Raw genomic sequence first — 22,332 nt, 5'->3', positions numbered from 1 at the left:
CTGGAGAAGTCATGGAAACAAAGCAAATACAAGAAACAATCAACATGGTCGAGGAAGAACATCTTGATATCCGCACAGTTACAATGGGTATTTCGTTGCTCGACACAATCGCAGGTGATCCACAACAAACTGCAAAAAATATATATAAGAAAGTTACAACATATGCGAAGGACTTGATAAAAGTTGCTGAGCAAATTGAACGTGAATATGGTATTCCAATTACAAACAAACGCATCAGTGTAACGCCAATTGCGTTGATTGCAGGTCATGCAACACCCGATGATATGCTTTATTACGCACACGCTTTGGATGATGCGGCTAAAGCAGTGGGTGTTGATTTCATTGGTGGTTATTCAGCATTGGTCCAAAAAGGTTTTGCCAATGGGGATTTGGCATTAATTAAATCGTTACCTCGTGCGCTAACAGAAACCGATTTAGTGATGTCGAGTGTTAATATTGGTTCAACTAAAGCAGGTATAAACCTTGATGCAATTAAATTGATGGGCGAAACTGTAAAAGGAATTTCTGAAAAATCCGATACAGCTAATGCCAAGCTAGTTATTTTTGCAAATGCTGTCGAAGATAATCCTTTCATGGCTGGTGCTTTTCATGGTGTCAGTGAAGCCGATGTTGTGATTAACGTTGGTGTTTCTGGGCCTGGCGTTGTAAAACGTGCACTGGAAAAGGTAAAAGGCGAATCTATTCAAGTAGTTGCCGAAACTGTCAAAAAGACAGCTTTCAAAATTACACGTGTTGGACAGATGGTGGGTGCACTAGCTGCTGAACGACTTGGAGTTGAATTTGGAATTGTCGATTTGAGTTTGGCCCCTACACCTGCACGAGGTGATTCTGTAGCTGAAGTTCTTGAAGAAATTGGTCTTGAACAAGTAGGAACGCACGGAACTACAGCTGCATTAATGCTATTGAATGACGCTGTTAAAAAGGGTGGTGTTATGGCTTCGCAACGTGTTGGCGGCCTATCCGGTGCATTTATTCCAGTTTCAGAGGATGCTGGTATGATTGATGCAGCAAAAGAAGGTACATTGACGTTATCAAAGCTTGAAGCAATGACTGCTGTTTGTTCGGTTGGATTAGATATGATTGCTATTCCAGGAGATACTAGTGCAACGACAATTAGTGCAATGATCGCTGATGAAGCCGCTATTGGTGTACAAAATAATAAAACTACGGCTGTCCGTATTTTGCCAACTTTGGGTACAAAGGTTGGTGATATGGTTGATTATGGTGGGTTGTTAGGTACTGCTCCAGTTATGCCAGTTGTAGAAAAGTCAAGTGCAGACTTTATCAATCGTGGCGGACACATTCCAGCACCGATTCATTCATTTAAAAACTAATAAAAAGTTGCGATAAAAATCATCGCAACTTTTTTATTTTGTATTTTTCGATTGTTGTGTTCGTGTTTCGGTAATTGGATTTTGGTTTGTGGAAACTGCTTTAGAAAACATAACCGCAATATAAACTAATAGAATCAGAATAACGACGGTAGATAAAACACGAAGTGGGTGATAGAAAAAGTTTTTAATATAATTTGAAATGGCAAAATGTTTTTTTTGCGGTGCAGCACTTTCTGTAATTGAGGCTTCCAAGGCATAGGCAAAACTATTAGTGTCAACAGCTCTGGCTGTTGATTCATAAGGAACAATAGAAATTTCACGTGTTTTTGATAACTTAGCTATTCGTTTGCGTCGGTCATCTCGATTTTTTAAGACATTTTTTCGGAAATTAGCAATATTAACCAATGCCTTGTTTTGTAACTTCATTACGCGCTCACGCAATTGCTCTATGGGGCTATATACTGGTACTTTCATATTTAATCTCCATATCTTTAACGTTAATTGTTAGATCCTAACTTTACTATACGACATCTTAAGGCAAATTTGGGTGAGTTTATATGATTGCAAACAAATTTAATTGTTCTTAATCTTTTCAATAGATAGTATAATGAAAATATGACAACACGTGAAGAACAACTTTATCATGATTATTTAGAATCAGAACGTCAATATTCACCGCAAACCTTAAAAGCTTATTTAACAGATATTGCTGAATTTAAGAATTATTTGCATGAAAGTGGCGGATTTACAAAATTTGGAGAAGTTCAAACTTTAGATGTACGTGTCTATTTGAATGATTTATATGAAAAAAAGTTGGCTCGTACAACTATCTCTAGAAAGATTAGCAGTTTGCGAATGTTTTATCAATTTTTAATTACTAATCAATTTGCCATTGATAATCCATTTGATAGTATTTCATTAAAAAAACATCAGAACCAATTACCAGATTTTTTTTACGAAGATGAACTGCATGAACTTTTTGATGTGGCCTACAATCATGAAGATTATTTGTGGGAACGTAATGCAGCTTTACTTGAATTTTTATATGCTACTGGAATAAGAGTGGCTGAAATTGCTGGATTGACGTTATCTCAGTTGGATTTTTCGCAGCGCCTGGTGCTCATTCATGGTAAGGGAAATAAAGATCGTTATGTTCCTTTTGGGCATTTTGCAGAAAATATTATGAAAGAATACATTACAGATTTGCGTGCATCCTTAACAGTAAATCAAGAACATGAATATGTATTTGTAAATCATCGTGGCGAGCCAATTACACCAGCTGGCATTACTTACATTTTAAACCAGTTAATGCAACGTTCTGCATTGACTGGTAAAATTCATCCACATATGTTGCGTCATACTTTTGCGACCCATTTGATTAATCGAGGTGCAGATATGAGAACGGTTCAGGAACTGTTGGGTCATGTTAATTTGTCAACGACACAAATGTATACCCATGTGACGCGAGAAAGTTTACAAAAAAATTATCAAAATTTCTTTCCGCGAGCCAATAAGTAACCGGTTACAAAAATAGTTTATCAAGCGCTTCACAAATCTAAGAAAAGATAGTAAAATAAAAGTTATGATAACGCTAGAAAATAAACACCTCATTGTGAAAATTAATCCAGAAGGCGCCGAATTAACAAGTGTCTGGCATAAAAATGCTGAATTAGAATATATATGGACTGCAGACCCTAAATATTGGGGACGACATGCTTCAAATCTGTTCCCTATTGTGGGCCGATTACGTGGCGATCAATTTAGAGTTGCGGGTGAGACGTATTACATGAACCAACATGGTTTTGCACGTAATATGTTATTTGATGTTGTTGAACAAAGTGAAAATAAGGCTGTTTTTCGTATTGTTGACTCTGAGTCGACGCATCGTGTATATCCTTTTAAGTTTCAATTAGATATCAGTTATGAATTAACAGAGGATGACACACTACATATTGCTTATATCGTACATAATCCCGATAAAGAAGAAACCCTATTCTTTAGTGTGGGTGGACATCCGGCCTTTAATTTGCCACTTGATGGAGGAAAGTTTTCGGACTACTATCTGTCAATTGAGCCTGAAAAAATATATGATCGTGTACGTTTAGTTGGACCATATTCCAATCCAAACCATCCCACGCCTTTTAATGCTAGTATTCCACTACGTCTGCGTCAAGAAGACTATCATGATGATGCTATTATTTTGAAACTCAATCGACAAAAGACGTCATTTTTGTTGGCTCGTTTGGCTAATCAACATGGATTGCGTATGACGTTAGACAATGCGCAATTTATCGGCGTTTGGACACCTGCTGGTAAACAAGCACCATTTATTGCGCTTGAACCATGGTGGGGGTTGGCTGACACGGTAGATGCAACAGGTAACTTTAAAGAGAAATTTGGTTCAAATGTTTTAGCTGCCGGCGACACGTTTAATGGCACCTATAGTCTACAGTTTTTCTAATAAAAAAAGCATTGATACATTAGTGTCGATGCTTTTTTTATTAGAATTTAGGTTAAAAGGTTGCATTATCTATCATAATGTCTTAAACTGATAGTAATTTAAAAACGTCATAAACTGATGAGACGGAGATCAAACCATGTGTGCACGTAAAGGGAGCCCTTGTTACTGGAAGTAGGGCCGAACGCAACATGGCAAATGGACCGTTGAGGGTTGGTTGAACGAGAGCAATCTCAAGTACTGCCAAACGTAAGATCCACGTAAGTGATCAGGTTATTGTTAGATAACTGTTGAGACGCGTTTTAACTCGAGTGGGCTTTTTGGGTACCATTTGATTTAAACGAAATCAGGTGGCACCGCGGGAAAACCGTCCTGAAATTTTTGCAAAAGCAAATTTTTCAGGACGGTTTTTGTTTGCTTAAAGAAAGAGGAATAAGATGACAAGAAAAGGTTATTACGGAGAATATGGGGGACAATTTGTTCCAGAATTGCTAATGCCAGCAATTAATGAAGTCACAGAGGCATTCAATAAATATAAAGAGGATCCAGCTTTTAAAAGTGAATTGAAAGATTTATTCGACAATTACGCGAACCGACCATCTATGTTATATTATGCAAAAAATATGTCTGAAGACTTAGGTGGTGCGCAAATTTATCTAAAGAGAGAAGATTTAAATCACACTGGTGCTCATAAAATTAACAATGTTTTAGGGCAAGCATTAATTGCCAAAAAAATGGGTAAAACACGTTTAATTGCTGAAACAGGTGCCGGACAACATGGCGTGGCAACAGCTACGGCTGCGGCATTGTTTGGTATGGAAGCAGAAATTTTTATGGGCAAGGAGGATACAGAACGACAGGCGTTGAATGTTTATCGCATGGAGCTACTAGGGGCCAAAGTTCATGCGGTGACAACAGGAACACAAGTCTTAAAAGATGCAGTGAACGCAACATTTCAAGACTGGACAAAAAGAATTGATGATACTTTCTATGTACTTGGTTCAGCGGTTGGTCCATATCCCTTCCCAGAAATGGTTAAATATTTCCAATCGGTTATAAGTGAGGAAGCCAGAAGGCAATTCTTAGAAATGACTGGAAAACTGCCAGACGCTGTAATTGCTGCCGTTGGTGGTGGATCGAATGCAATTGGTGCTTTCGCTAAGTTCATTGATGACGCAGAAGTGGAATTGATTGGCGTTGAAGCCGCTGGAAAAGGCGTAAAAACTGATCAAACAGCTGCAACCATGGCACTAGGTTCAAAAGGTGTTTTTCATGGTATGAAATCCCAATTTTTACAATCAGCCGATGGGCAAATTGATCCTGTTTACAGTATTTCTGCAGGATTGGACTATCCTGGCATCGGACCGGAGCATGTTTATCTAAAGGATATTCACCGAGCAACTTATGTACCGATTACAGATGATGAAGCAGTTGATGCATTTGAATACATTGCAAAAACAGAGGGTGTAATTGCTGCAATTGAAAGCGCACACGCAGTAGCCTATGCAATGAAATTAGCACCAAAAATGAGAAAAGATCAACAAATAATGGTTAATCTGAGTGGTCGAGGTGACAAAGACGTTGCTGCGATAGCCCGTTATAAAGGAGTTGATATTCATGAGTAATATTCAAGAAGCACTTAAAACCTTGCTCGTGCAAAAAAATTTGACAGATGATATGGCTCAGAAAGTAATGAACGATATTATGGACGGCAAAGTGTCTGACCCTGAAATTGCAGCTTACTTAATGGGATTAGCCGCAAAAAAAGAAGCTGTTTCGGAAATAGTTGGCTCGGCTCGGGCCATGATTGATCATGCAAAGACAATTCCATCAGAATTTGAGGCAATGGACATTGTCGGAACTGGTGGTGATTTGTCCGGTACATTCAACATTTCGACAACGGCTAGTTTCATTGTAGCTGGAGCGGGGGTGCCTGTCGTCAAGCATGGAAATCGTGCTGCTAGTTCTAAATCAGGTACGGCAGATGCATTGGAAGCACTTGGGGTTACCATTGATTTAACACCAGAACAAGCGACTGATGTTTTAGCGAATGCTGGGCAAACGTTTTTATTTGCACGCTCGTTTCATCCGGCAATGAAGTATGTTGGATCAATTCGTAAAAGCCTGGGATTTCGTACTATTTTTAATATCCTTGGGCCATTAACGAATCCAACACGTCCACGTACAATGTTGGTGGGGGTTTACACAAAAGAGTTACTAGTACCACTAGCAAATGTATTGTCAGAATTAGGTGTTCAAGAAGCTATATTGGTTCATGGACAAGATGGTTTAGATGAGGTGACATTAACAACTAAAACTGATTTGGCCATATTATCGAATGGTCATATTAGAGAGGCCACTTTCGACCCACAAGATTATGGATTTGACTATGTTTCTATTGAATCCTTACAAGGGGGTACACCAATTGAAAATGCTAAAATAACAGAGCATATTTTAGCAGGGAAAATCACTGGTCCTATGGCAGATACTGCAATTTTAAATGCTGCGCTAGCATTGTTTATTGCAAAAAAAGCGCAGTCCATTGATGCTGCCATTCAGCTAGCTAGAGAAACCTTGATTAATGGAACGGCATTAGGTCAACTAGGGGCGTTGCGATCATCTTCTAGGGCGGTGACGGCATGATATTAGATGATTTAGTAGCAGCAACATGTCAAAATATGTTGGCGCGTCAAGCTCAAAAATCGCTGCATGACTTACAAAAAGAAGCAGCACACATCACAGTTTCAAGAGAATTTCCTTTCGAAAAAAGTCTAGCTCAACAGAAAATATCAGTTGTTGCCGAAATTAAACAAGCATCCCCATCGAAAGGGCAAATTGTACCTTCATCAGAGTTTGATTATCAAGGGATCGCGAAAGACTATGAGGTGGCAGGTGTCGATGCGATAAGCGTTTTGACAGAAGAGAATTATTTCAAGGGATCTCTTGATATTTTAAAAACAGTTGCAGCAGATTCTGCTACTCCTGTATTACGCAAAGATTTTACAATTGATCCATACATGATTTATGAGGCTAAAGTAGCTGGATCACAAATCATTTTATTAATCGTTGCTATTTTAACGGACGAACAATTAAAAGAATACCTATCTTTAGCAAACGAATTAGGATTGTCAGTGATTGTGGAAGCGCACAATGAAGAAGAGATTCTCCGAGCAGTGAAGGCAAATGCACGAATTATTGGTGTGAACAATCGTAATTTAAAAGACTTCACGGTCGACTTTGACAACACTAAACGTTTACGACAATTAGTTCCACCAGAAATTTTATTTATTTCAGAATCTGGTATAAAAGATCGCTCAGATGTTGTTACCCTTGAACAGATTGGCGTGGACGGTATTTTAGTTGGTGAGACGTTCATGAAGGCTGCAGATAAATTAGCGGCCATACAACAGTTAAGGGGCGAAAAATGACGCTAATTAAATTATGTGGAAATTTTCGTTTACAAGATATAGATTACTTGAATGAAGTTCGACCTGATTTAGCTGGTATTATTTTGGTTCCTCACAAGCGACGCTTGGTGTCTCTTGCCCTTGCTCAAAAGATACGTTCGCAATTGGACGCAAAGATTCCATTAGTTGGTGTTTTCTTAAATCAAGATGCTGATGAAATTTTGAAGTATAGAGAGATTATTCAAATAGTTCAATTGCATGGCAATGAGTCTGAACGGGAAATTAGTAAAATTCAACAAGCGGGATTACCAGTTATTAAGGTGATGAAGCCTGACCATCAGTATAAAACGCAAGCTATGTGCCGGATGATTGACGCAGGAGCAGGAACCGGAAAAACTTTTGATTGGGAAAATTTTCAGCCACTAGAGTCATTGGATTTCTTGGCAGGAGGGCTGACCCCCGATAATTTACAACAGGCAATCTCTTTATTGAAACCAAAGGTTGTTGATATTAGTTCAGGAACAGAATGTAATGGTATAAAAAACTTAGAAAAGATGCGCGAAGTGGTTCGCATAGCAAGGAGTAATAAATGACTAGAATTTCACAGGCATTAGAAAATAAAAATGCTTTTATTGGTTTCGCGGTAGCTGGATATCCGGATTTTGAAAAGAGTGCAAAATATATTGTTGATATGGCTGAGGCTGGTGCAGATCTTATTGAGATTGGCATTGCTTTTAGTGATCCAAGTGCTGACGGTCCCACTATCATGAATGCTGATCAAGAGGTTCTCGAAAACGGTTCAACAACAGCTGATGTATTTAATTTAGTTGCTGAAGTTCGCAAACACACGGATGTGCCTTTAGTTTTTCTAACGTATACAAATCCAGTATTTAAATATGGGTACGAAAAATTTCTCAGCAAAATGCAGTCGTTGGATATTCAGGGTGTTATTATGCCCGACATGCCTATGGAAGAACAAGATGAATTTTTGGAACTTGTCCACCAGTATGGTCGCGACTTTATTCAACTCGTAACATTACAATCCGGAAATCGTTTGCCGAAAATTGTAGAACGTGCTTCTGGATTTATATATGTAGTAAGTTCCTTAGGAATAACAGGCTCTAGAAGTAAATTGTCAAACGAAGCTGATGAAATCGTTACTAAGATTAAGCGGTTAACAGATTTGCCAGTTGCAGTTGGTTTTGGCATCACGACATATGATCAAGCAAAACAATTTGAATCTGCTGATGCGATTATTGTTGGCTCAGCACTTGTCAAAATTATCGAAGACCACCCAGAGGATGCTACATCTTATTTGACAGATTTTATTAAAAACATGAAAGGAGCGCGTCATGCGACAAATTAAGACAATTGACGCGGATACCTTAACAGTAATCAGTGCTTATTTTCGGTTGCGCGGAGAACATAGTTTTTTATTAGAATCAGTACCTACAGATAGTGAAAAGTCACGTTATTCAATTATCGCACTTGATCCTGTCCATGAGTTTAAGACCAACGGTATGTTGGTGACGGTTGATGGCCAAACTAGTGAAAGCAAAGATCCCCTGCTGGCATTGCAAAATTTAGTAGTTGTGCAAGAACAGCCCGTGGAGGAGTTGCCTTTTCAAGGAGGTGCCATTGGATATGTAGGGTTTGATACGGTTGCTTGCTATGAAAAACTAGAAAACCAACCTAAAGATGAGTTGGATATGCCCGACAGCCATTTATTTTTGTATGAAACTTTTGTTATTTTCGACCATCGTCAAGAAAAAATAAAAATTGTCGTGGATAATGTTTATTCGGGACGTCAGAACTTAGAACACGTTGTTCTTGCAATCGAAAATAAGTTGAAATTACCTGTGGCTGATGAACTTGTTCCGGTAAAACTACATGAATTAAATCCAAAATCAAATGTGACGCCTGAGCAATTTAAAAAAATCGTTAATCATACGAAGGAATTAATTCAAGAAGGCGATATGTTTCAAATGGTTCCGTCGCAACGTTTTAGTTTTGAATTTGAGGATAAACCGTTTGATTTTTATCGGCAACTTCGTCGTACAAATCCTTCGCCGTATATGTACTATATGGACTACGGTGATTATCAAATTATTGGTTCATCCCCGGAAAGCTTGGTGACAGTAAGAGGAGAAACAGTAACTACTAATCCAATTGCGGGAACGCGTAAACGGGGGCAAACATTAACAGAAGACGTTGCCATTGCTAAAGAGTTGAAAACAAATGAAAAAGAACTAGCAGAACACCGTATGTTAGTCGATCTTGGACGGAATGATCTTGGTAAAGTTTCTGAATATGGCAGTGTCAAGGTAACAACTTTGCTGGAAATTCAAAAATACCGTTATATTATGCATTTGGTTTCTGAAGTCAGTGGAAAATTAAGGGCACACACACCTGCTATTGAAGCTTTGAAAGCTACATTACCAGCTGGAACTGTTTCTGGGGCACCCAAGGTTCGTGCTCTGCAACGTATTTACGAAATGGAACCAGTTAAAAGAGGTGTTTATGCCGGTGCAATTGGTTATTTATCTCGCGATAATCAGATGGATTTTGCCATTGCGATTCGAACGATGGTTGTTAAAAGTAACAAAGGATATGTGCAAGCGGGTGCTGGTATTGTCTATGATTCTATAGCAGAAAATGAATACCAAGAAACACTTAACAAGGCTAAAGCGTTGTTGCGAGTTGGAGGGGATGTATGATTTTAATCGTGGATAATTATGATTCTTTTACTTATAATCTAGCACAAATTGTAGGTACAAAGACTGATTTAGTGGTTTTAAGAAACGATGATCAGAAACTCTATGCGACTGCTGATAAAGCTGACGGGATTATTTTTTCGCCTGGCCCAGGAAAACCTGAGCAAGCAGGAGAAATGGAAAACATGATTCGACACTATGCCAACAGCAAGCCGATGTTGGGCATCTGTTTAGGGCACCAAGCCATTGGTGAAGTTTTTGGTGGGCGTGTTAAACGGGCAGCTGTTATTCGTCATGGTAAGGTTTCTGATATGCTGGTAGCAGACACATCGCCGTTACTAAGCACAGGATTAGTCAAAATTATGCGCTATCATTCTCTCATTCTTGATAAAAAAAATTTTCCAAAAGATTTCAAAGTGGTTGGCATCGCACAAGATGACGATGAAATAATGGCTATGCAACATAAAACTTTACCAGTGTTCGGCTTTCAATTTCATCCTGAATCTATTGGAACGCCGACAGGATCAAAAATGATTGAAAAATTTATAGCGCTAACTGCAAACGTAAAATAAAAACTATAATAATGAAATCTAGTGCAAGAATAAAAGCTTTTTTCATGAGGAATTAATGATGTAATGAAGTTTATTTTAATAAACTGTTGACATTTATAATAAATGAATGTATAGTTAATTACATCAAATAAGAATGAGAAAAATTATGAACAGCAAAGTCTTGAAAAATAATAGTTATTACTACTTCTGGTTTATGTAGAGCCGTCGCATTATAAGTGCGTCGGTTACGACGCACTTAGCGACCAGAAGTTTTTCAAGGTTGAGTCACTAAGTGTTGATATTAAACACCTAGTGGCTTTTATGTTTTCAGGAGTGTAATTTTCTGTTAAATCGTACTAGGTGTTTACTCACTTAGTACGATTTTTATTTAAGGAGAATCTCATGAAAACATCATCATTGTCAACAGAAACAATTCAGTCGTTGAGGTTGCTGTCTAACCAAATGATTAGCAAAGCTGGTTCTGGGCACCCTGGCATTGCTTTGGGTGCTGCACCAATTTTGTATGAGTTGTATGCAAATCAACTTAATGTTGATCCCGAGAATCCTAATATGATTAATCGCGATCGTTTCGTTTTGTCTGCTGGTCACGGTGCCGCATTACTGTATGCGACTTTACATGCAGCTGGCTTTGACCTGTCAGCCCAAGATTTATCAGAATTTCGACAACCACATTCAAAAACGCCTGGACATCCAGAAGTTGGTGTGACGCCTGGTGTTGAAGCAACAACTGGACCACTTGGGCAAGGATTGGGTATGGCTGTTGGTATGGCAATGGCTGAAGCAAAGCTCAATAACCAATTTCCCTCAGTGATTGACCATTTTACATTTGCGCTAGTTGGTGATGGGGATTTAATGGAGGGGGTGAGCCATGAAGTAGCGTCACTCGCTGGTCAACAAAAGCTCGGTAAGTTGGTTGTTCTTTATGATGATAATGCTGTCAGTCTTGATGGTTTGAAGAAAAGGTCAGATATATCAAATAATCTAGCGCGCTTTGCCAGTTATGGTTGGGATATACGTGAGGTGGCAGATGGTAATGATTTAGAAGCCATTCACGATGCAATTGAAAATGCTAAAATGTCTCCTGAGCCCACGTTGATTGCTGTGAAAACAATTATTGGTGATTTTGGACCGTTCGCTGGCACTAACAAGGCTCACGGCACACCACTAGATAGTCAACAATTGCAAGATCTTTCATCAGCGCTTGATGTTGATATACAAAATTTTGAATTACCAAGTAATTTGCTTGAAGACTTGCGTGCTAAAATTTCGAATAGACTTTTGCATCAAAAACAACCTTTGAATGACGAATTAACCGATTATCTGCAATTCTCAACTAAAAACACGGTGACCATCCCCGAGTTACCGACTGATTTGAAAGTACAAGCAGGCCGAAAAATATCTAAATATGTGTTGCAAAACTTTGCGACACAATTACCACAATTATGGGGTGGATCAGCTGACTTGGTAGCATCTACTAATGCTGAAGTGGTGGCTTCACCATTGTTCAACGCCGATGATCGATCGGGTAGAAATATTGCGTTTGGTGTGCGTGAGTTTGGCATGGGCGCGGTAATGAATGGGATAGCTTTACACGGTGGTACAAAAGTATTTGGCGCGACATTCTTGGCTTTTTCGGATTATATGAAGGCAGCTATTCGTTTGAGTGCCTTGCAGCATGTGCCGAGTATTTATGTTTTTACGCATGACAGTATTACGGTTGGCGAAGATGGACCAACACATCAACCGGTTGAACAACTGATGGGGCTTCGTCTGATTCCGGGTGTTGATGTATTGCGTCCAGGGACAGCCGAAGAGATAGCCAGCGCTTGGCAGCGGGCGTTGACGTCAACTGATCGACCAACAATCTTAATTTTAAGTCGTGGCGAAATTGGTGCTCAAGGAAGCACAGATCAAGCAAAACAATCATTTGAAAATGGCGCGGTACAAATAAGACATCATGATGAGGCTAAAATTAACTTGATTGCTACTGGATCCGAAGTCCAAATAGCACAGAAGGTGAGTGAATTACTGTCACTACCTTCAAACGTTGTTTCCATGCCAAATCTGTCGCGATTCTTAGCGCTAGATGATGATAAAAAGCAACAAATTATTCCCGAAACGGGCACAAAAAATGTGATAATAGAGGCAGGAACAACATTGGGTTGGCAAGGAATTGCTGGCAATGATGGCGTAATATTTGGTATTGATGAATTTGGTATGAGTGCGGCAGCACAAATAGCTCTTGACGAATTTGGATTTAATGCTGAAGATATCGTCGATAAAATCACACAGGAGTTACAATGACTTTATATGGATTAATCGCGCATCCGGCCGGACATTCACGTTCGCCGCAAATGCAAAACATGATGATAGCTGAATATGGTATTGATGCACACTATCACGCTTTCAACATTTTACCAGAAAAACTTGAAGAGGCCATCGTTGGATTAAAAGCCCTACACGTAGGCGGATTCAATGTTTCAACACCGTTTAAAAATGAAATTATTCAATATTTGGATGAGCTATCGCCAATATCTCAGCGGCTTCATGCGGTGAATACGGTTAAAAGTGTTAAAGGGCATCTGATTGGCACTAACACAGATGGAGACGGGTTCTGGCAAAGTATTAATTCTCGCCAACCCAAAGAAATGGTTATTGTACTGGGTACTGGCGGAGCAGCTAGATCAGTGATTGCCACTGCGAAACTGTATGGCGTGAGGGAATTAATTGTGTTTAATAGAGTTCATGAAGATTGGCATGAGCGAAAAGCAGAGATTAGCTATCTTAGTGAGGGGAATGGGCATCTAGAGGATTTAGCAGATAATCAGATGCTCACCAAAGCATTAAAGCGTGCTGATATGCTTATCAATGCCACCACCGTTGGGATGAATGATTTGCGGACGCTATTAACGGATTTGCAAATAGCATTACTACCACAGCACGCCTTGGTGGTGGACATGATTTATCGTAATCAACAAACTACATTATTGAAATCTGCTAACCAACGTGGATTAGCAACATTAAATGGTTTGCCGATGTTAGTCAATCAAGGAGCGCTAAGCTTTGAATATTGGTTCGACAGGCCAGCTGACAGAAATCTTATGAAGAAAGCAATTGAGGAATAAAACAATGATTATTATCGCAAAGACAAGTCAAGATGCAGAAAAAATTGCAGCGCAATTAGATACCAAAGACCCTATTAAACCAGTGTTTGTTCACAGTAATAGAGTTGCGTTAGCCGGCGTGAAAAAGTTACCCGAAGATATATTGAAAAATATATCACAAGACGTTGTTGAAATAATCACAAACCATCATTCAGCCATCAAGTCATCACGTGACTTCCACCCAGAGGATACAATTATTACAACTAAACATAGTGTCATCGGTGGTGGTAACTTCGTCTTCATGGCTGGCCCTGATTCAATCGAATCTCCCGAACATGTTAAAGAAATGGGTGAAGATGTTAAGCAGGCGGGCGCAACTATCTTGCGCGGCGGGGCTTTCAAGCCACGTACATCTCCATATTCATTTCAAGGTAATGGCGAAGAAGGTTTAAAAGCCCATCGCGCAGCAGCAGATGCGTTGGGAATGGATATGGTAACCGAAATCTTAGATACACGAGATGTGGATTTAGTTGATTCTTACACAGATATTTTCCAAGTCGGTACGCGTAATATGCAAAACTTTGCTTTGCTTAAGGCCCTGGGAAAGAAGAACAAGCCCGTAGTTTTGAAACGTGGTATGTCAGCAACCATCGATGATTTGCTTAATGCTGCTGAATACATTGCTGCTGGTGGGAATGATCAGATTATTTTGATGGAACGTGGTATTCGTACTTATGATAATAAGTACACGCGTAATACGCTTGATGTATCAGCCATTCCTGTTTTACAATCGCTAACTCACTATCCTGTTGTTGCGGATGCTTCACATGCGGCTGGTGTTTCAAAGTTTGTTGAACCGCTTGCTTTAGCTGCAATTGCTGCTGGTGCACAAGGTTTGATGACCGAAATACATGATGATCCGTCACATGCATTTGTTGATGGTGCCCAAGCATTGACACCAGCACAATTCAAACAATTGACAGAGAAGGCAAACAAGGTGCGCGAGGCCATTAAATGAGCACAATTACAGTTGATTTAGCGACAAAAAAGTATGATGTGAAAATTGATAACACTTTACACACACGTCTTGGCCAAGAAATATCGGCTGTGTGGTCTGCGCGAAAGATTTCACTATTAACAGATAGCAACGTTGGGCCATTGTATTTAAAGGATACAGCAAAGCAATTACGTGAAGTAGGATTTGATATACTCGAGTTAGAAGTTCCCGCTGGAGAGTCATCAAAATCTTTGTCAGTGGCCGGTGAATTGATTGCTAAAATGGCAGCTGCTGGATTTACACGTGGCGATGGTGTTATTGCATTAGGTGGTGGCGTTATTGGTGATTTAGGTGGAGTAGTCGCCTCTTTGTACATGCGCGGAATTGCTTTTATTCAAATTGCGACGTCATTAACAGCTCAAGTTGATTCGTCGGTTGGTGGTAAGACAGCCGTGAATCTTGGTAATACAAAAAATATTGCTGGCTCTTTTTATCAGCCGGATTTAGATTTAGTTGATGTTACTTATTTGAATACACTGACGGACCGTGATTTAGTTGAAGGATATGCGGAAGTTGTTAAAACATCAGCATTGGCTAATCAAGACTTTTTTGATTTTACTGGTCAAATCAAATCGGTAGCAGATATACGTCATCATGCGCAAGAATTGTCAAAACGTGCGATTGCTTATAAGGCTAGTGTAGTGATGGCTGATGAAAAAGAAGCTGGAGACCGCCAGTTTCTGAATTTTGGGCATACTTTTGGTCACGCGATTGAACTATTAGCTCATGGTGAATTACGTCATGGTGAAGCTGTGGCGATTGGTATGATTGCTATTAGCAGTCGATTTGAACAACATGGTATAATGCCTAGAGGGCTAACTACTGAATTATTAAGTCGATTGGAAGCTGTTGGTTTACCAACACATTCGCATTTTATCGGGACAACTGACTTCTTTAACCACTTGATCAATGATAAAAAAAATCATGATGGTATTTTGAATTTAGTGGCTCTTGAAAAAGTAGGTCAGCCAATTATTGTAAAGAAAAAAATCGCCGACATGCCGGCATTTGTGGAGAATTAATATGAGATATGTTACTGCTGGTGAAAGCCATGGCCCTGAAGAAATTGCTGTTATTGAAGGTATTCCTGCCGGATTACACATCAGTCAAGAAGATGTTAATGAGCAATTAGCTCGACGTCAGCGTGGTTATGGTCGTGGTGAACGTCAAAAAATCGAAACTGATACAGTTACCTTTTTGACAGGTGTTCGTCACCAAACAACACTTGGATCACCAATTACATTGAATGTTCACAACGATGATCATAATAATTGGTCGAAAATTATGGCCCCTAATGAGCCAGCAACAGCAGAAAATACGCTCCGTAAGGTGTTGCGCCCGCGTCCAGGACATGCTGATTTGGTTGGTGGGATGAAGTATCGTCACCGTGAAGATTTACGCAATGTTTTGGAAAGATCTTCGGCTCGTGAAACGACAATGCGTGTTGCAGTTGGTGCTGTTGCCAAAAAATTACTTTCCGAAATAGGTGTTGATGTTCATGGTTTCGTTGTGAATGTTGGACCTGCTAAGTCCGACCTAAATGAGTTAACTAAGTATAAGAACCTGCAAGAGTTGCGTGTTGTGACAGAAGGTTTCGACACACGTGCTCTAAATGCTGAAGCTGATGAAGCTATTAAAGAAGTAATTGATAAAACAAAGCGTGATGCAAATACTGTAGGAGGCCAAGTCCAAGTTATTGCGACAGGTATGCCTGTTGGATTGGGATCATATGTATCTGCCGATACAAAGTTAGACGCTAAAATTGCCAACGCTATTGTTGGCATCAATGCCTTCAAAGGTGTTCAATTTGGTGGTGGTTTTGATAACGCAGAAAAGTATGGCGATCAAGTCATGGATGAAATTTTTTGGGACGAAGAACGTGGCTTTTATCGTGGTTCTGATAATCTCGGTGGTTTTGAAGGTGGTATGACGACAGGAGAAGCAATTGTTGTTCGTGGTGTTGTTAAGCCTATTCCTACTTTGTATCGTCCTATGCAGTCAGTTGACATTGATACACACGAAGACCACCGTGCATCGATAGAACGCTCAGATACAACTGCAGTTACTGCCGCTGCTGTAATTGCTGAGGCAATGGTAGCAATTGAGTTAGCTAAAGCTGTTTTGGATAAATTTGATGCAGATAACATTGAACGGATGAAAGAACAAGTGGCAGTGTATCGTGAAGAAATAAGAAAGTTTTAATATAGCTTCGGCTATAGTACATATTATGAACAAAGGATAAAAAGAGATGATTAAACTCACTAAAGCAGAAAAAAATGGCCTTCATGGAGAAATAACAGTTCCTGGCGACAAGTCAATATCACATCGAGCATTGATGTTTGGTGCGATAGCTGAGGGGAAAACTGTCATTGATAATTTTTTGATGTCAGATGATGTGATGCATACCATGGGTGTTTTTCGTGCGCTTGGTGTGGAAATTGACCACACAGAATCACAAGCTACAGTTATTGGTAAAGGCCTTACAAATTTTAAGGCACCATCTGCTGGATTAGATATGGGCAATTCAGGAACTTCAACTCGTCTCCTCATGGGATTGCTAAGTAAGCAACCGTTTGATCTGAATATTTTTGGTGATTCATCACTGAGCAAGCGACCATTGCGTCGTGTTGCCGACCCGTTGTCAATGATGAATGCGCAATTTGAATTATCTAATGACGAGTTCTTACCAGCTGTAATTAAGGCCAATACTGAACTAAATGGTATTACTTATCATATGCCGGTAGCATCAGCGCAGGTCAAAAGTGCTATTTTGCTAGCGGGCATACAAGCTGAGGGTGAAACAACGATTATCGAAGATCTACCATCAAGAGATCATACAGAGCGCATGCTCCGTCAGTTTGGTGGGCAAATTAAAACAGATAACGGTGTAATTACTGTTAAAAAGCAGTCAAAACTAAGCGGTCAGCATGTTTTAGTACCATCGGATATCTCAAGTGCTGCATTTTTCATGGTGGCTGGTTTAATTACACCAAACTCGGAAATTACCATTAAAAAGGTCGGTGTCAATCCAACGCGTGATGGTGTGATTAAATTGCTTGAACGGATGGGTGCAGAAATTACTCAGAAACCGATTGCATCTGATGGAGAACCGTTGGCTGATATCACGGTCAAAGCACAAACTTTACACGGTATTGCAATTACTGCTGAGGATATTCCTGGTGCAGTTGATGAACTGCCCATTCTTGCTCTAGCTGCTACACAAGCTGTGGGAGACACGATTATAAGTGGTGCAGAGGAATTACGTGTAAAAGAAACTGACAGAATTTCGACAGTCATTAGTGAGCTAACTAAATTGGGCGCTGATATTGATGAGAAGCCAGATGGTATGGTTATTCATGGTGGAACGCTCTTGCACACGTCAAATGGCTCAACACTACTTGACTCACATGGGGATCATCGCATTGGTATGATGAACGTGATTGCTTCTCTCATTACTGAAGGGGATGTAGTATTAACCGGTGAAGAAGCTATGAGTGTGTCGTATCCTGGATTTGTAGAAGATGTGTCCTCAATTAAGAGAGAATGGTTATGAAAAATATCGTTGTTGTGGGTCTTGGCGAAATGGGGGCATCGTTAGCCAAAATTTTAAACAAAGAGCCAAAAAACCAAGTAATAGGTGTTGATATTAATGAAAAGTCGCTCAGCTATGCAAAAGATCATGGTATTGTTTTTGGGGCAGCTTCTAATTTAGTAAATGTTGCATCTCATGCTGATGTTATTATCTTGGCCACACCAGTAACTTATATTGAAGAAATGATTCGTTCATTATCTCAACTATCTCTAAAAAAAGAGGTAATTGTTACGGATACAGGATCGACAAAACGAGATATTATGGATGTGGCTGAAGCAGTTTTGACACCAAAAAATATTCATTTCGTTGGTGGGCATGCTATGGCCGGTACTCATCGGAGCGGTGTTGAGTGGGCAAATGAAAAACTGTATCAAGATGTGCCTTATTTCTTAATTCCAAGTTCAATTTCTAATGCTCGTAGGTTGCAGGAAATTCTTGAACCGATTGCCGCTAAATTTATGCCAATTTCAGTCAAGAAACACGATGAGCTGATGGCTGTAATTAGTGATATACCGCATATTATGTCTTTTGCATTAATGAATACTGCCACTAACCAGCTGGGCGATTCAACGACATTTGGACAGTATGTTGCTGGTGGCTTCAAAGATATGACACGCATAGCGGAAAGTGATCCAAAGTTATGGACTGATGTATTGTTAAGCAACAAAGAAGCAATATTAACTAGTCAGTCCTTGATAATCGAGCAATTACAATTATTTTCTCAAGCAATTGAAGATAATGATGCATCAACTTTGATGACTTTAATTTCGTCAGCACAGGAGTCAAGAAAAAATTTATTGTTAAAGTGAGAAAATTATGATTAAAGAACCAGATACATTAATGCTTATTGGGTTTATGGGTGCTGGGAAAACGACTGTGGGTAAGGAAATTGCTCGGCAACATCATTCAAAGTTCGTAGATATTGATTCTGAAATTGAACGTGCTGCCGGTAAATCAATCGCAGAAATTTTTGAAGAACGTGGCGAAGCCGGCTTCCGTGAGTTAGAAACCAAAGTTTTAAATAATGTGCAAACATTTGATGGTGTTGTTGCCACGGGCGGGGGTGTAGTGGAACGACCAGAAAACTTAGAAATTCTGCGCCATTCTCCAGCGACAATTATTTATTTACATGGCAATTTAGAAAGTACTATTGGCCGCTTAATTCTTGAAGGACAGCGCCCGTTACTTCAAGAAAAATCGACGGCGGAATTCTTTGCATTATGGCAGGAACGTGACCCAAAGTACGAAGAAGTTGCCAATTTCACCGTAGAAACAGTTGGTAAAACACCGGCGCGTATTGCAGCTGAGATTATTGCCTTATTTAGCGCTAATGAGGATGAACTAGCACTACTACAATTGCGTTCACAGATAGATGCATTTGATCGTCAAATTTTTAAAATTATTTCGGAACGTTTTCAGATTGTTGAAGCAGTGGCTCGTTATAAAGAAAAATTTGGTATACCAACGATTCAACAGGATCGTATGTTAAAGTTACGTAAGGAATTGAAATCAGATTTTAGTACTTCTGTAGATATCACAGATGACATGATTGATGGTATTATGACCATTTTGATGCAGGCTGCCATTGACAAAGAGAATAGGCAATTAAATAGGTGATTTATGAAACTTCACACATTAGGACCAAGTGGCACAGATTCTGAACAGGCAGCACAATATTATTTAACGGACGAAACCCTAATTTTGCACAATAGTCTTGAAGAAGTTTTATTGCATCTAAGTGACTATAAAGGGGATAAAATAATTTTACCAGTTGCATTTAAGTCTAATCAGGAACCAGATTTGAATTGGGCCGACTTTAATTATTTAAATTGGTCACAGCTTGCAATTGAAAAAACATTTTCGCTACCCTTAATGACGATGAGTGTGATTGAAAATACCCAATTTGAGCGAAATGTAGCAATAGTCCATGCGGCCACAGAAGGCTTAATGAAAAGATATTTAACCTCTGTGAATTTAGATAATGCTTGGGGGCCGTCAGTGATGTTTGCACCAAGTAAAATTGTTGCATTACAGAGCTTTATAAAAGAACAAAATCGGTTTACAATTGTTTCTGAAGAACAATTCAAAAAATTACCTGAAAGTAGTGACGAAAAATACCAAATTAGGCAACAATTAAAGCCTCAGATGGTTTGGATCGTCTATAGAGTCCTATGACATTAAGAGAACTATTAAACATACCTAGCAGTACGAATAAACCGATTATAGCAGTCCCCCTAACTTTAGGACCTACGGACAAAATTAGTCCGTTCGCTCAAAAACTACAACAACAAAATCCAGACATTGTTGAATGGCGGGCAGATTACATCGCAGATGACTTTAGTCAGGCGGTTATGTGGCAACAAGTTAAGGCTGGGGCACAAAGTGAATTGGCGCAAAAAGACGTTTCTGCCATGACAGAAGCGAAAATGTTGTCAGAAATTGATAATGCCAAGCAAGAATTCATGGCTAATTGGCCACAAATAAATGTTCAAATTATTAAAGAGTTAACTGGTACGGTGTTTAATAGTATTGGTGGTTTTCCGGTGTTGTTAACATATCGTACGGTTGCACAGGGTGGTCGTGGCGAAATGAGTCCAACCGAGTATGCCACTTTTATGATTACTGCTTTACACTCGGGATTTCCGTTTGCAGCTGTTGATGTTGAATATACATTAGATGAGCCGCTACGACAAAGTATTATGGACGCAGCCAATAAAGCCAATATTCCAGTATTACTGTCATACCATGATTTTGAATCTACCCCTAAAAATTTGCCAGCTTTAATCAGTGATATGGCTGATACTTCAGCAGATATTATCAAATTGGCTGTCATGCCTGAATCCGAAAAAGACGTTGATTACCTATTGCAAACAACTAAGAACGTCAATATTTCGCAACCATTAATCACGATGAGCATGGGAGAGATAGGTAAAAGTAGCCGTATCGAGGGATATGAATATGGGTCAGAAATGACCTTTGCAGTACTTGATGGTACACAAGGAAGTGCTCCTGGGCAGCTGACAATTAATGAATTATTGCAAGCTTGGCAATAATGTGTTATATTAGTTAAGACCAACTGGGTAGTATCTATCTACCTACCCGCTATCTCTCAGGAGGTAGCGTTTTTTGTTTACTTTGATTTACTAGGCAATTATTTCTTGTGTTTACAAAAAATAAATGTTATAGTATTTATGAAATTATATATGTATGTCTGGGGTGCCCGCGAGGGCTGAGAAATACCCATTGAACCTGATCGGATTAAAATCTGCGTAGGAAGATGTGATTAATAGATTTTTTATTAAGCTGTTTTTTTGCGTACCCATTTGCGCAAAAAAACAGCTTTTTTATTTGAAAAATTTAAAAAGGTTCAGTGTATTGAAAAATTTCAAAAATATATTATCAGGAGGTTTACGAAAAGGAGCCCATGGATGTAAATATAACTAAGGTGCTAAAGCTATATTTAGTCACAAATCGATACGATTATTCTGATGAAGAGTTTTTAGGTCGAATTGAAAAAGCATGTCAGAACGGTGTCACACTCGCTCAGCTAAGAGAAAAGGAGGTTACCACGCATAAGTATTTTGAACTGGCAACGAAAGTGAAAGAAATTACTGACAGATTCAGAATTCCATTGATTATTGATGACAGAATAGATATCTGTCAAGCAGTTGATGCTGCTGGTGTCCATATTGGCGATAATGACTTACCGATATCAGTCGCAAGACGTTTAATTGGTCCAGAAAAAATTTTGGGTGTGTCTGCTAAAAGTGCCATGAGAGCCACACAGGCCGAACTAGAGGGGGCAGATTATTTAGGAGTTGGCGCTATTTATCCAACTAAGACCAAGGTAATCACAAAACCTACGTCAATCGAAACTTTAAAGGAGATTACACGAACTGTCTCCATACCAGTCATTGCAATTGGTGGTATCAAGGAACATACAATTCACAACTTTAAAAATACTGAAATCAATGGTGTGGCGATGGTTAGCGAAATTATGTGTGCCGAAAATATAGCGGACAAAGTATCCGACACGATTAAAGAACTTGACCAAGTACTTTAAAAACTAGAGA

General features: G+C 39.3%; 22 protein-coding genes and 1 riboswitch. Of the genes, 21 read left to right on the top strand and 1 reads right to left on the bottom strand.

The window, feature by feature from the left end:
* Positions 1-11 precede the first annotated feature (11 nt).
* Entirely contained in the window at positions 12-1,355 is a 1,344-nt protein-coding gene (locus LEUM_RS05760; protein WP_002814654.1) for a PFL family protein, read from the top strand.
* A 33-nt stretch (positions 1,356-1,388) separates the two neighbouring features.
* On the opposite strand, the gene LEUM_RS05755 is transcribed toward LEUM_RS05760, so the two are convergent.
* Entirely contained in the window at positions 1,389-1,829 is a 441-nt protein-coding gene (locus LEUM_RS05755) for a hypothetical protein (RefSeq protein ID WP_011679913.1), read from the bottom strand.
* Positions 1,830-1,970: 141 nt separating this feature from the next.
* On the opposite strand from LEUM_RS05755, the gene xerC reads away from it, so the two are divergent.
* The 20 genes from xerC to thiE all read left to right on the top strand — a co-directional run bounded on the left by xerC (position 1,971) and on the right by thiE (position 22,322).
* Positions 1,971-2,873, top strand: coding sequence for a tyrosine recombinase XerC (gene xerC / locus LEUM_RS05750; protein ID WP_011679912.1), 903 nt, complete (start codon positions 1,971-1,973; stop codon positions 2,871-2,873).
* A gap of 64 nt (positions 2,874-2,937) precedes the next feature.
* Entirely contained in the window at positions 2,938-3,816 is an 879-nt protein-coding gene (locus tag LEUM_RS05745; RefSeq protein WP_011679911.1) for an aldose 1-epimerase family protein, read from the top strand.
* A 434-nt stretch (positions 3,817-4,250) separates the two neighbouring features.
* On the top strand, positions 4,251-5,438 hold the full coding sequence (gene trpB, locus LEUM_RS05740) for a tryptophan synthase subunit beta (RefSeq protein WP_011679910.1): 1,188 nt from the start codon (positions 4,251-4,253) through the stop codon (positions 5,436-5,438).
* A complete protein-coding gene (trpD, locus tag LEUM_RS05735; RefSeq protein WP_011679909.1) occupies positions 5,431-6,456 on the top strand; it encodes an anthranilate phosphoribosyltransferase in 1,026 nt (341 codons plus the stop codon). The genes trpB and trpD overlap by 8 nt, the downstream gene beginning before the upstream one ends.
* Positions 6,453-7,241, top strand: coding sequence for an indole-3-glycerol phosphate synthase TrpC (gene trpC, locus LEUM_RS05730; RefSeq protein ID WP_011679908.1), 789 nt, complete (start codon positions 6,453-6,455; stop codon positions 7,239-7,241). The genes trpD and trpC overlap by 4 nt, the downstream gene beginning before the upstream one ends.
* Complete coding sequence (locus tag LEUM_RS05725) at positions 7,238-7,813, top strand: phosphoribosylanthranilate isomerase (protein WP_011679907.1); 576 nt, start codon at positions 7,238-7,240, stop codon at positions 7,811-7,813. Before trpC ends, LEUM_RS05725 begins: the two co-directional genes overlap by 4 nt.
* Positions 7,810-8,586, top strand: coding sequence for a tryptophan synthase subunit alpha (gene trpA / locus LEUM_RS05720; RefSeq protein ID WP_011679906.1), 777 nt, complete (start codon positions 7,810-7,812; stop codon positions 8,584-8,586). The genes LEUM_RS05725 and trpA overlap by 4 nt, the downstream gene beginning before the upstream one ends.
* Positions 8,573-9,937: an anthranilate synthase component I gene (gene trpE, locus LEUM_RS05715; protein ID WP_011679905.1), complete on the top strand. Its 1,365-nt coding sequence runs from the start codon at positions 8,573-8,575 to the stop codon at positions 9,935-9,937. The genes trpA and trpE overlap by 14 nt, the downstream gene beginning before the upstream one ends.
* Positions 9,934-10,506: an anthranilate synthase component II gene (locus LEUM_RS05710; RefSeq protein WP_011679904.1), complete on the top strand. Its 573-nt coding sequence runs from the start codon at positions 9,934-9,936 to the stop codon at positions 10,504-10,506. The genes trpE and LEUM_RS05710 overlap by 4 nt, the downstream gene beginning before the upstream one ends.
* A gap of 381 nt (positions 10,507-10,887) precedes the next feature.
* Positions 10,888-12,810, top strand: coding sequence for a transketolase family protein (locus LEUM_RS05705; protein WP_011679903.1), 1,923 nt, complete (start codon positions 10,888-10,890; stop codon positions 12,808-12,810).
* On the top strand, positions 12,807-13,631 hold the full coding sequence (gene aroE, locus LEUM_RS05700; protein WP_011679902.1) for a shikimate dehydrogenase: 825 nt from the start codon (positions 12,807-12,809) through the stop codon (positions 13,629-13,631). The genes LEUM_RS05705 and aroE overlap by 4 nt, the downstream gene beginning before the upstream one ends.
* Before the next feature lie 4 nt (positions 13,632-13,635).
* Positions 13,636-14,628, top strand: coding sequence for a 3-deoxy-7-phosphoheptulonate synthase (gene aroF, locus LEUM_RS05695; protein WP_011679901.1), 993 nt, complete (start codon positions 13,636-13,638; stop codon positions 14,626-14,628).
* Positions 14,625-15,689, top strand: a complete 1,065-nt coding sequence (aroB, locus tag LEUM_RS05690; protein ID WP_011679900.1) for a 3-dehydroquinate synthase — start codon at positions 14,625-14,627, stop codon at positions 15,687-15,689. Before aroF ends, aroB begins: the two co-directional genes overlap by 4 nt.
* Position 15,690: 1 nt before the next feature.
* Positions 15,691-16,869 (top strand): chorismate synthase, encoded by a 1,179-nt coding sequence (gene aroC / locus LEUM_RS05685; RefSeq protein ID WP_011679899.1) that lies wholly within the window; start codon positions 15,691-15,693, stop codon positions 16,867-16,869.
* Between the two features lie 46 nt (positions 16,870-16,915).
* The gene (gene aroA, locus LEUM_RS05680) at positions 16,916-18,220 is read left to right on the top strand and encodes a 3-phosphoshikimate 1-carboxyvinyltransferase (RefSeq protein WP_011679898.1); all 1,305 of its coding nucleotides are present in this window, start codon (positions 16,916-16,918) and stop codon (positions 18,218-18,220) included.
* Positions 18,217-19,068, top strand: a complete 852-nt coding sequence (locus LEUM_RS05675; protein ID WP_011679897.1) for a prephenate dehydrogenase — start codon at positions 18,217-18,219, stop codon at positions 19,066-19,068. Before aroA ends, LEUM_RS05675 begins: the two co-directional genes overlap by 4 nt.
* 7 nt (positions 19,069-19,075) lie before the next feature.
* Positions 19,076-19,876 (top strand): shikimate kinase, encoded by an 801-nt coding sequence (locus tag LEUM_RS05670; RefSeq protein WP_011679896.1) that lies wholly within the window; start codon positions 19,076-19,078, stop codon positions 19,874-19,876.
* Between the two features lie 3 nt (positions 19,877-19,879).
* Positions 19,880-20,434 (top strand): type 2 periplasmic-binding domain-containing protein, encoded by a 555-nt coding sequence (locus tag LEUM_RS05665; RefSeq protein ID WP_011679895.1) that lies wholly within the window; start codon positions 19,880-19,882, stop codon positions 20,432-20,434.
* Positions 20,431-21,312, top strand: a complete 882-nt coding sequence (locus tag LEUM_RS05660; protein ID WP_011679894.1) for a type I 3-dehydroquinate dehydratase — start codon at positions 20,431-20,433, stop codon at positions 21,310-21,312. Before LEUM_RS05665 ends, LEUM_RS05660 begins: the two co-directional genes overlap by 4 nt.
* A 149-nt stretch (positions 21,313-21,461) precedes the next feature.
* Positions 21,462-21,552: riboswitch (TPP riboswitch) on the top strand.
* A 131-nt stretch (positions 21,553-21,683) separates the two neighbouring features.
* Entirely contained in the window at positions 21,684-22,322 is a 639-nt protein-coding gene (gene thiE, locus LEUM_RS05655) for a thiamine phosphate synthase (protein WP_011679893.1), read from the top strand.
* The last annotated feature ends 10 nt before the right edge of the window (positions 22,323-22,332 follow it).

The sequence above is a fragment of the Leuconostoc mesenteroides subsp. mesenteroides ATCC 8293 genome (assembly GCF_000014445.1).
Taxonomy (GTDB): Bacteria; Bacillota; Bacilli; order Lactobacillales; family Lactobacillaceae; genus Leuconostoc; species Leuconostoc mesenteroides.
Note: the sequence above shows the minus strand (reverse complement) of the source record. Positions and strands in the feature narration are given on the sequence as shown.

What these genes read in the sequence shown, in the direction of transcription:
- LEUM_RS05665 (WP_011679895.1), top strand. Translation starts at nt 19,880, where the DNA reads ATGAAACTTCACACATTAGGACCAAGTGGCACAGATTCTGAACAGGCA.
- xerC (WP_011679912.1), top strand. Translation starts at nt 1,971, where the DNA reads ATGACAACACGTGAAGAACAACTTTATCATGATTATTTAGAATCAGAA.
- trpA (WP_011679906.1), top strand. Translation starts at nt 7,810, where the DNA reads ATGACTAGAATTTCACAGGCATTAGAAAATAAAAATGCTTTTATTGGT.
- aroC (WP_011679899.1), top strand. Translation starts at nt 15,691, where the DNA reads ATGAGATATGTTACTGCTGGTGAAAGCCATGGCCCTGAAGAAATTGCT.
- aroA (WP_011679898.1), top strand. Translation starts at nt 16,916, where the DNA reads ATGATTAAACTCACTAAAGCAGAAAAAAATGGCCTTCATGGAGAAATA.
- aroB (WP_011679900.1), top strand. Translation starts at nt 14,625, where the DNA reads ATGAGCACAATTACAGTTGATTTAGCGACAAAAAAGTATGATGTGAAA.
- trpC (WP_011679908.1), top strand. Translation starts at nt 6,453, where the DNA reads ATGATATTAGATGATTTAGTAGCAGCAACATGTCAAAATATGTTGGCG.
- aroF (WP_011679901.1), top strand. Translation starts at nt 13,636, where the DNA reads ATGATTATTATCGCAAAGACAAGTCAAGATGCAGAAAAAATTGCAGCG.
- thiE (WP_011679893.1), top strand. Translation starts at nt 21,684, where the DNA reads ATGGATGTAAATATAACTAAGGTGCTAAAGCTATATTTAGTCACAAAT.
- LEUM_RS05760 (WP_002814654.1), top strand. Translation starts at nt 12, where the DNA reads ATGGAAACAAAGCAAATACAAGAAACAATCAACATGGTCGAGGAAGAA.
- LEUM_RS05705 (WP_011679903.1), top strand. Translation starts at nt 10,888, where the DNA reads ATGAAAACATCATCATTGTCAACAGAAACAATTCAGTCGTTGAGGTTG.
- LEUM_RS05710 (WP_011679904.1), top strand. Translation starts at nt 9,934, where the DNA reads ATGATTTTAATCGTGGATAATTATGATTCTTTTACTTATAATCTAGCA.
- LEUM_RS05670 (WP_011679896.1), top strand. Translation starts at nt 19,076, where the DNA reads ATGATTAAAGAACCAGATACATTAATGCTTATTGGGTTTATGGGTGCT.
- LEUM_RS05675 (WP_011679897.1), top strand. Translation starts at nt 18,217, where the DNA reads ATGAAAAATATCGTTGTTGTGGGTCTTGGCGAAATGGGGGCATCGTTA.
- LEUM_RS05745 (WP_011679911.1), top strand. Translation starts at nt 2,938, where the DNA reads ATGATAACGCTAGAAAATAAACACCTCATTGTGAAAATTAATCCAGAA.
- aroE (WP_011679902.1), top strand. Translation starts at nt 12,807, where the DNA reads ATGACTTTATATGGATTAATCGCGCATCCGGCCGGACATTCACGTTCG.
- trpB (WP_011679910.1), top strand. Translation starts at nt 4,251, where the DNA reads ATGACAAGAAAAGGTTATTACGGAGAATATGGGGGACAATTTGTTCCA.
- trpD (WP_011679909.1), top strand. Translation starts at nt 5,431, where the DNA reads ATGAGTAATATTCAAGAAGCACTTAAAACCTTGCTCGTGCAAAAAAAT.
- LEUM_RS05725 (WP_011679907.1), top strand. Translation starts at nt 7,238, where the DNA reads ATGACGCTAATTAAATTATGTGGAAATTTTCGTTTACAAGATATAGAT.
- LEUM_RS05755 (WP_011679913.1), bottom strand. Translation starts at nt 1,829, where the DNA reads ATGAAAGTACCAGTATATAGCCCCATAGAGCAATTGCGTGAGCGCGTA.
- trpE (WP_011679905.1), top strand. Translation starts at nt 8,573, where the DNA reads ATGCGACAAATTAAGACAATTGACGCGGATACCTTAACAGTAATCAGT.
- LEUM_RS05660 (WP_011679894.1), top strand. Translation starts at nt 20,431, where the DNA reads ATGACATTAAGAGAACTATTAAACATACCTAGCAGTACGAATAAACCG.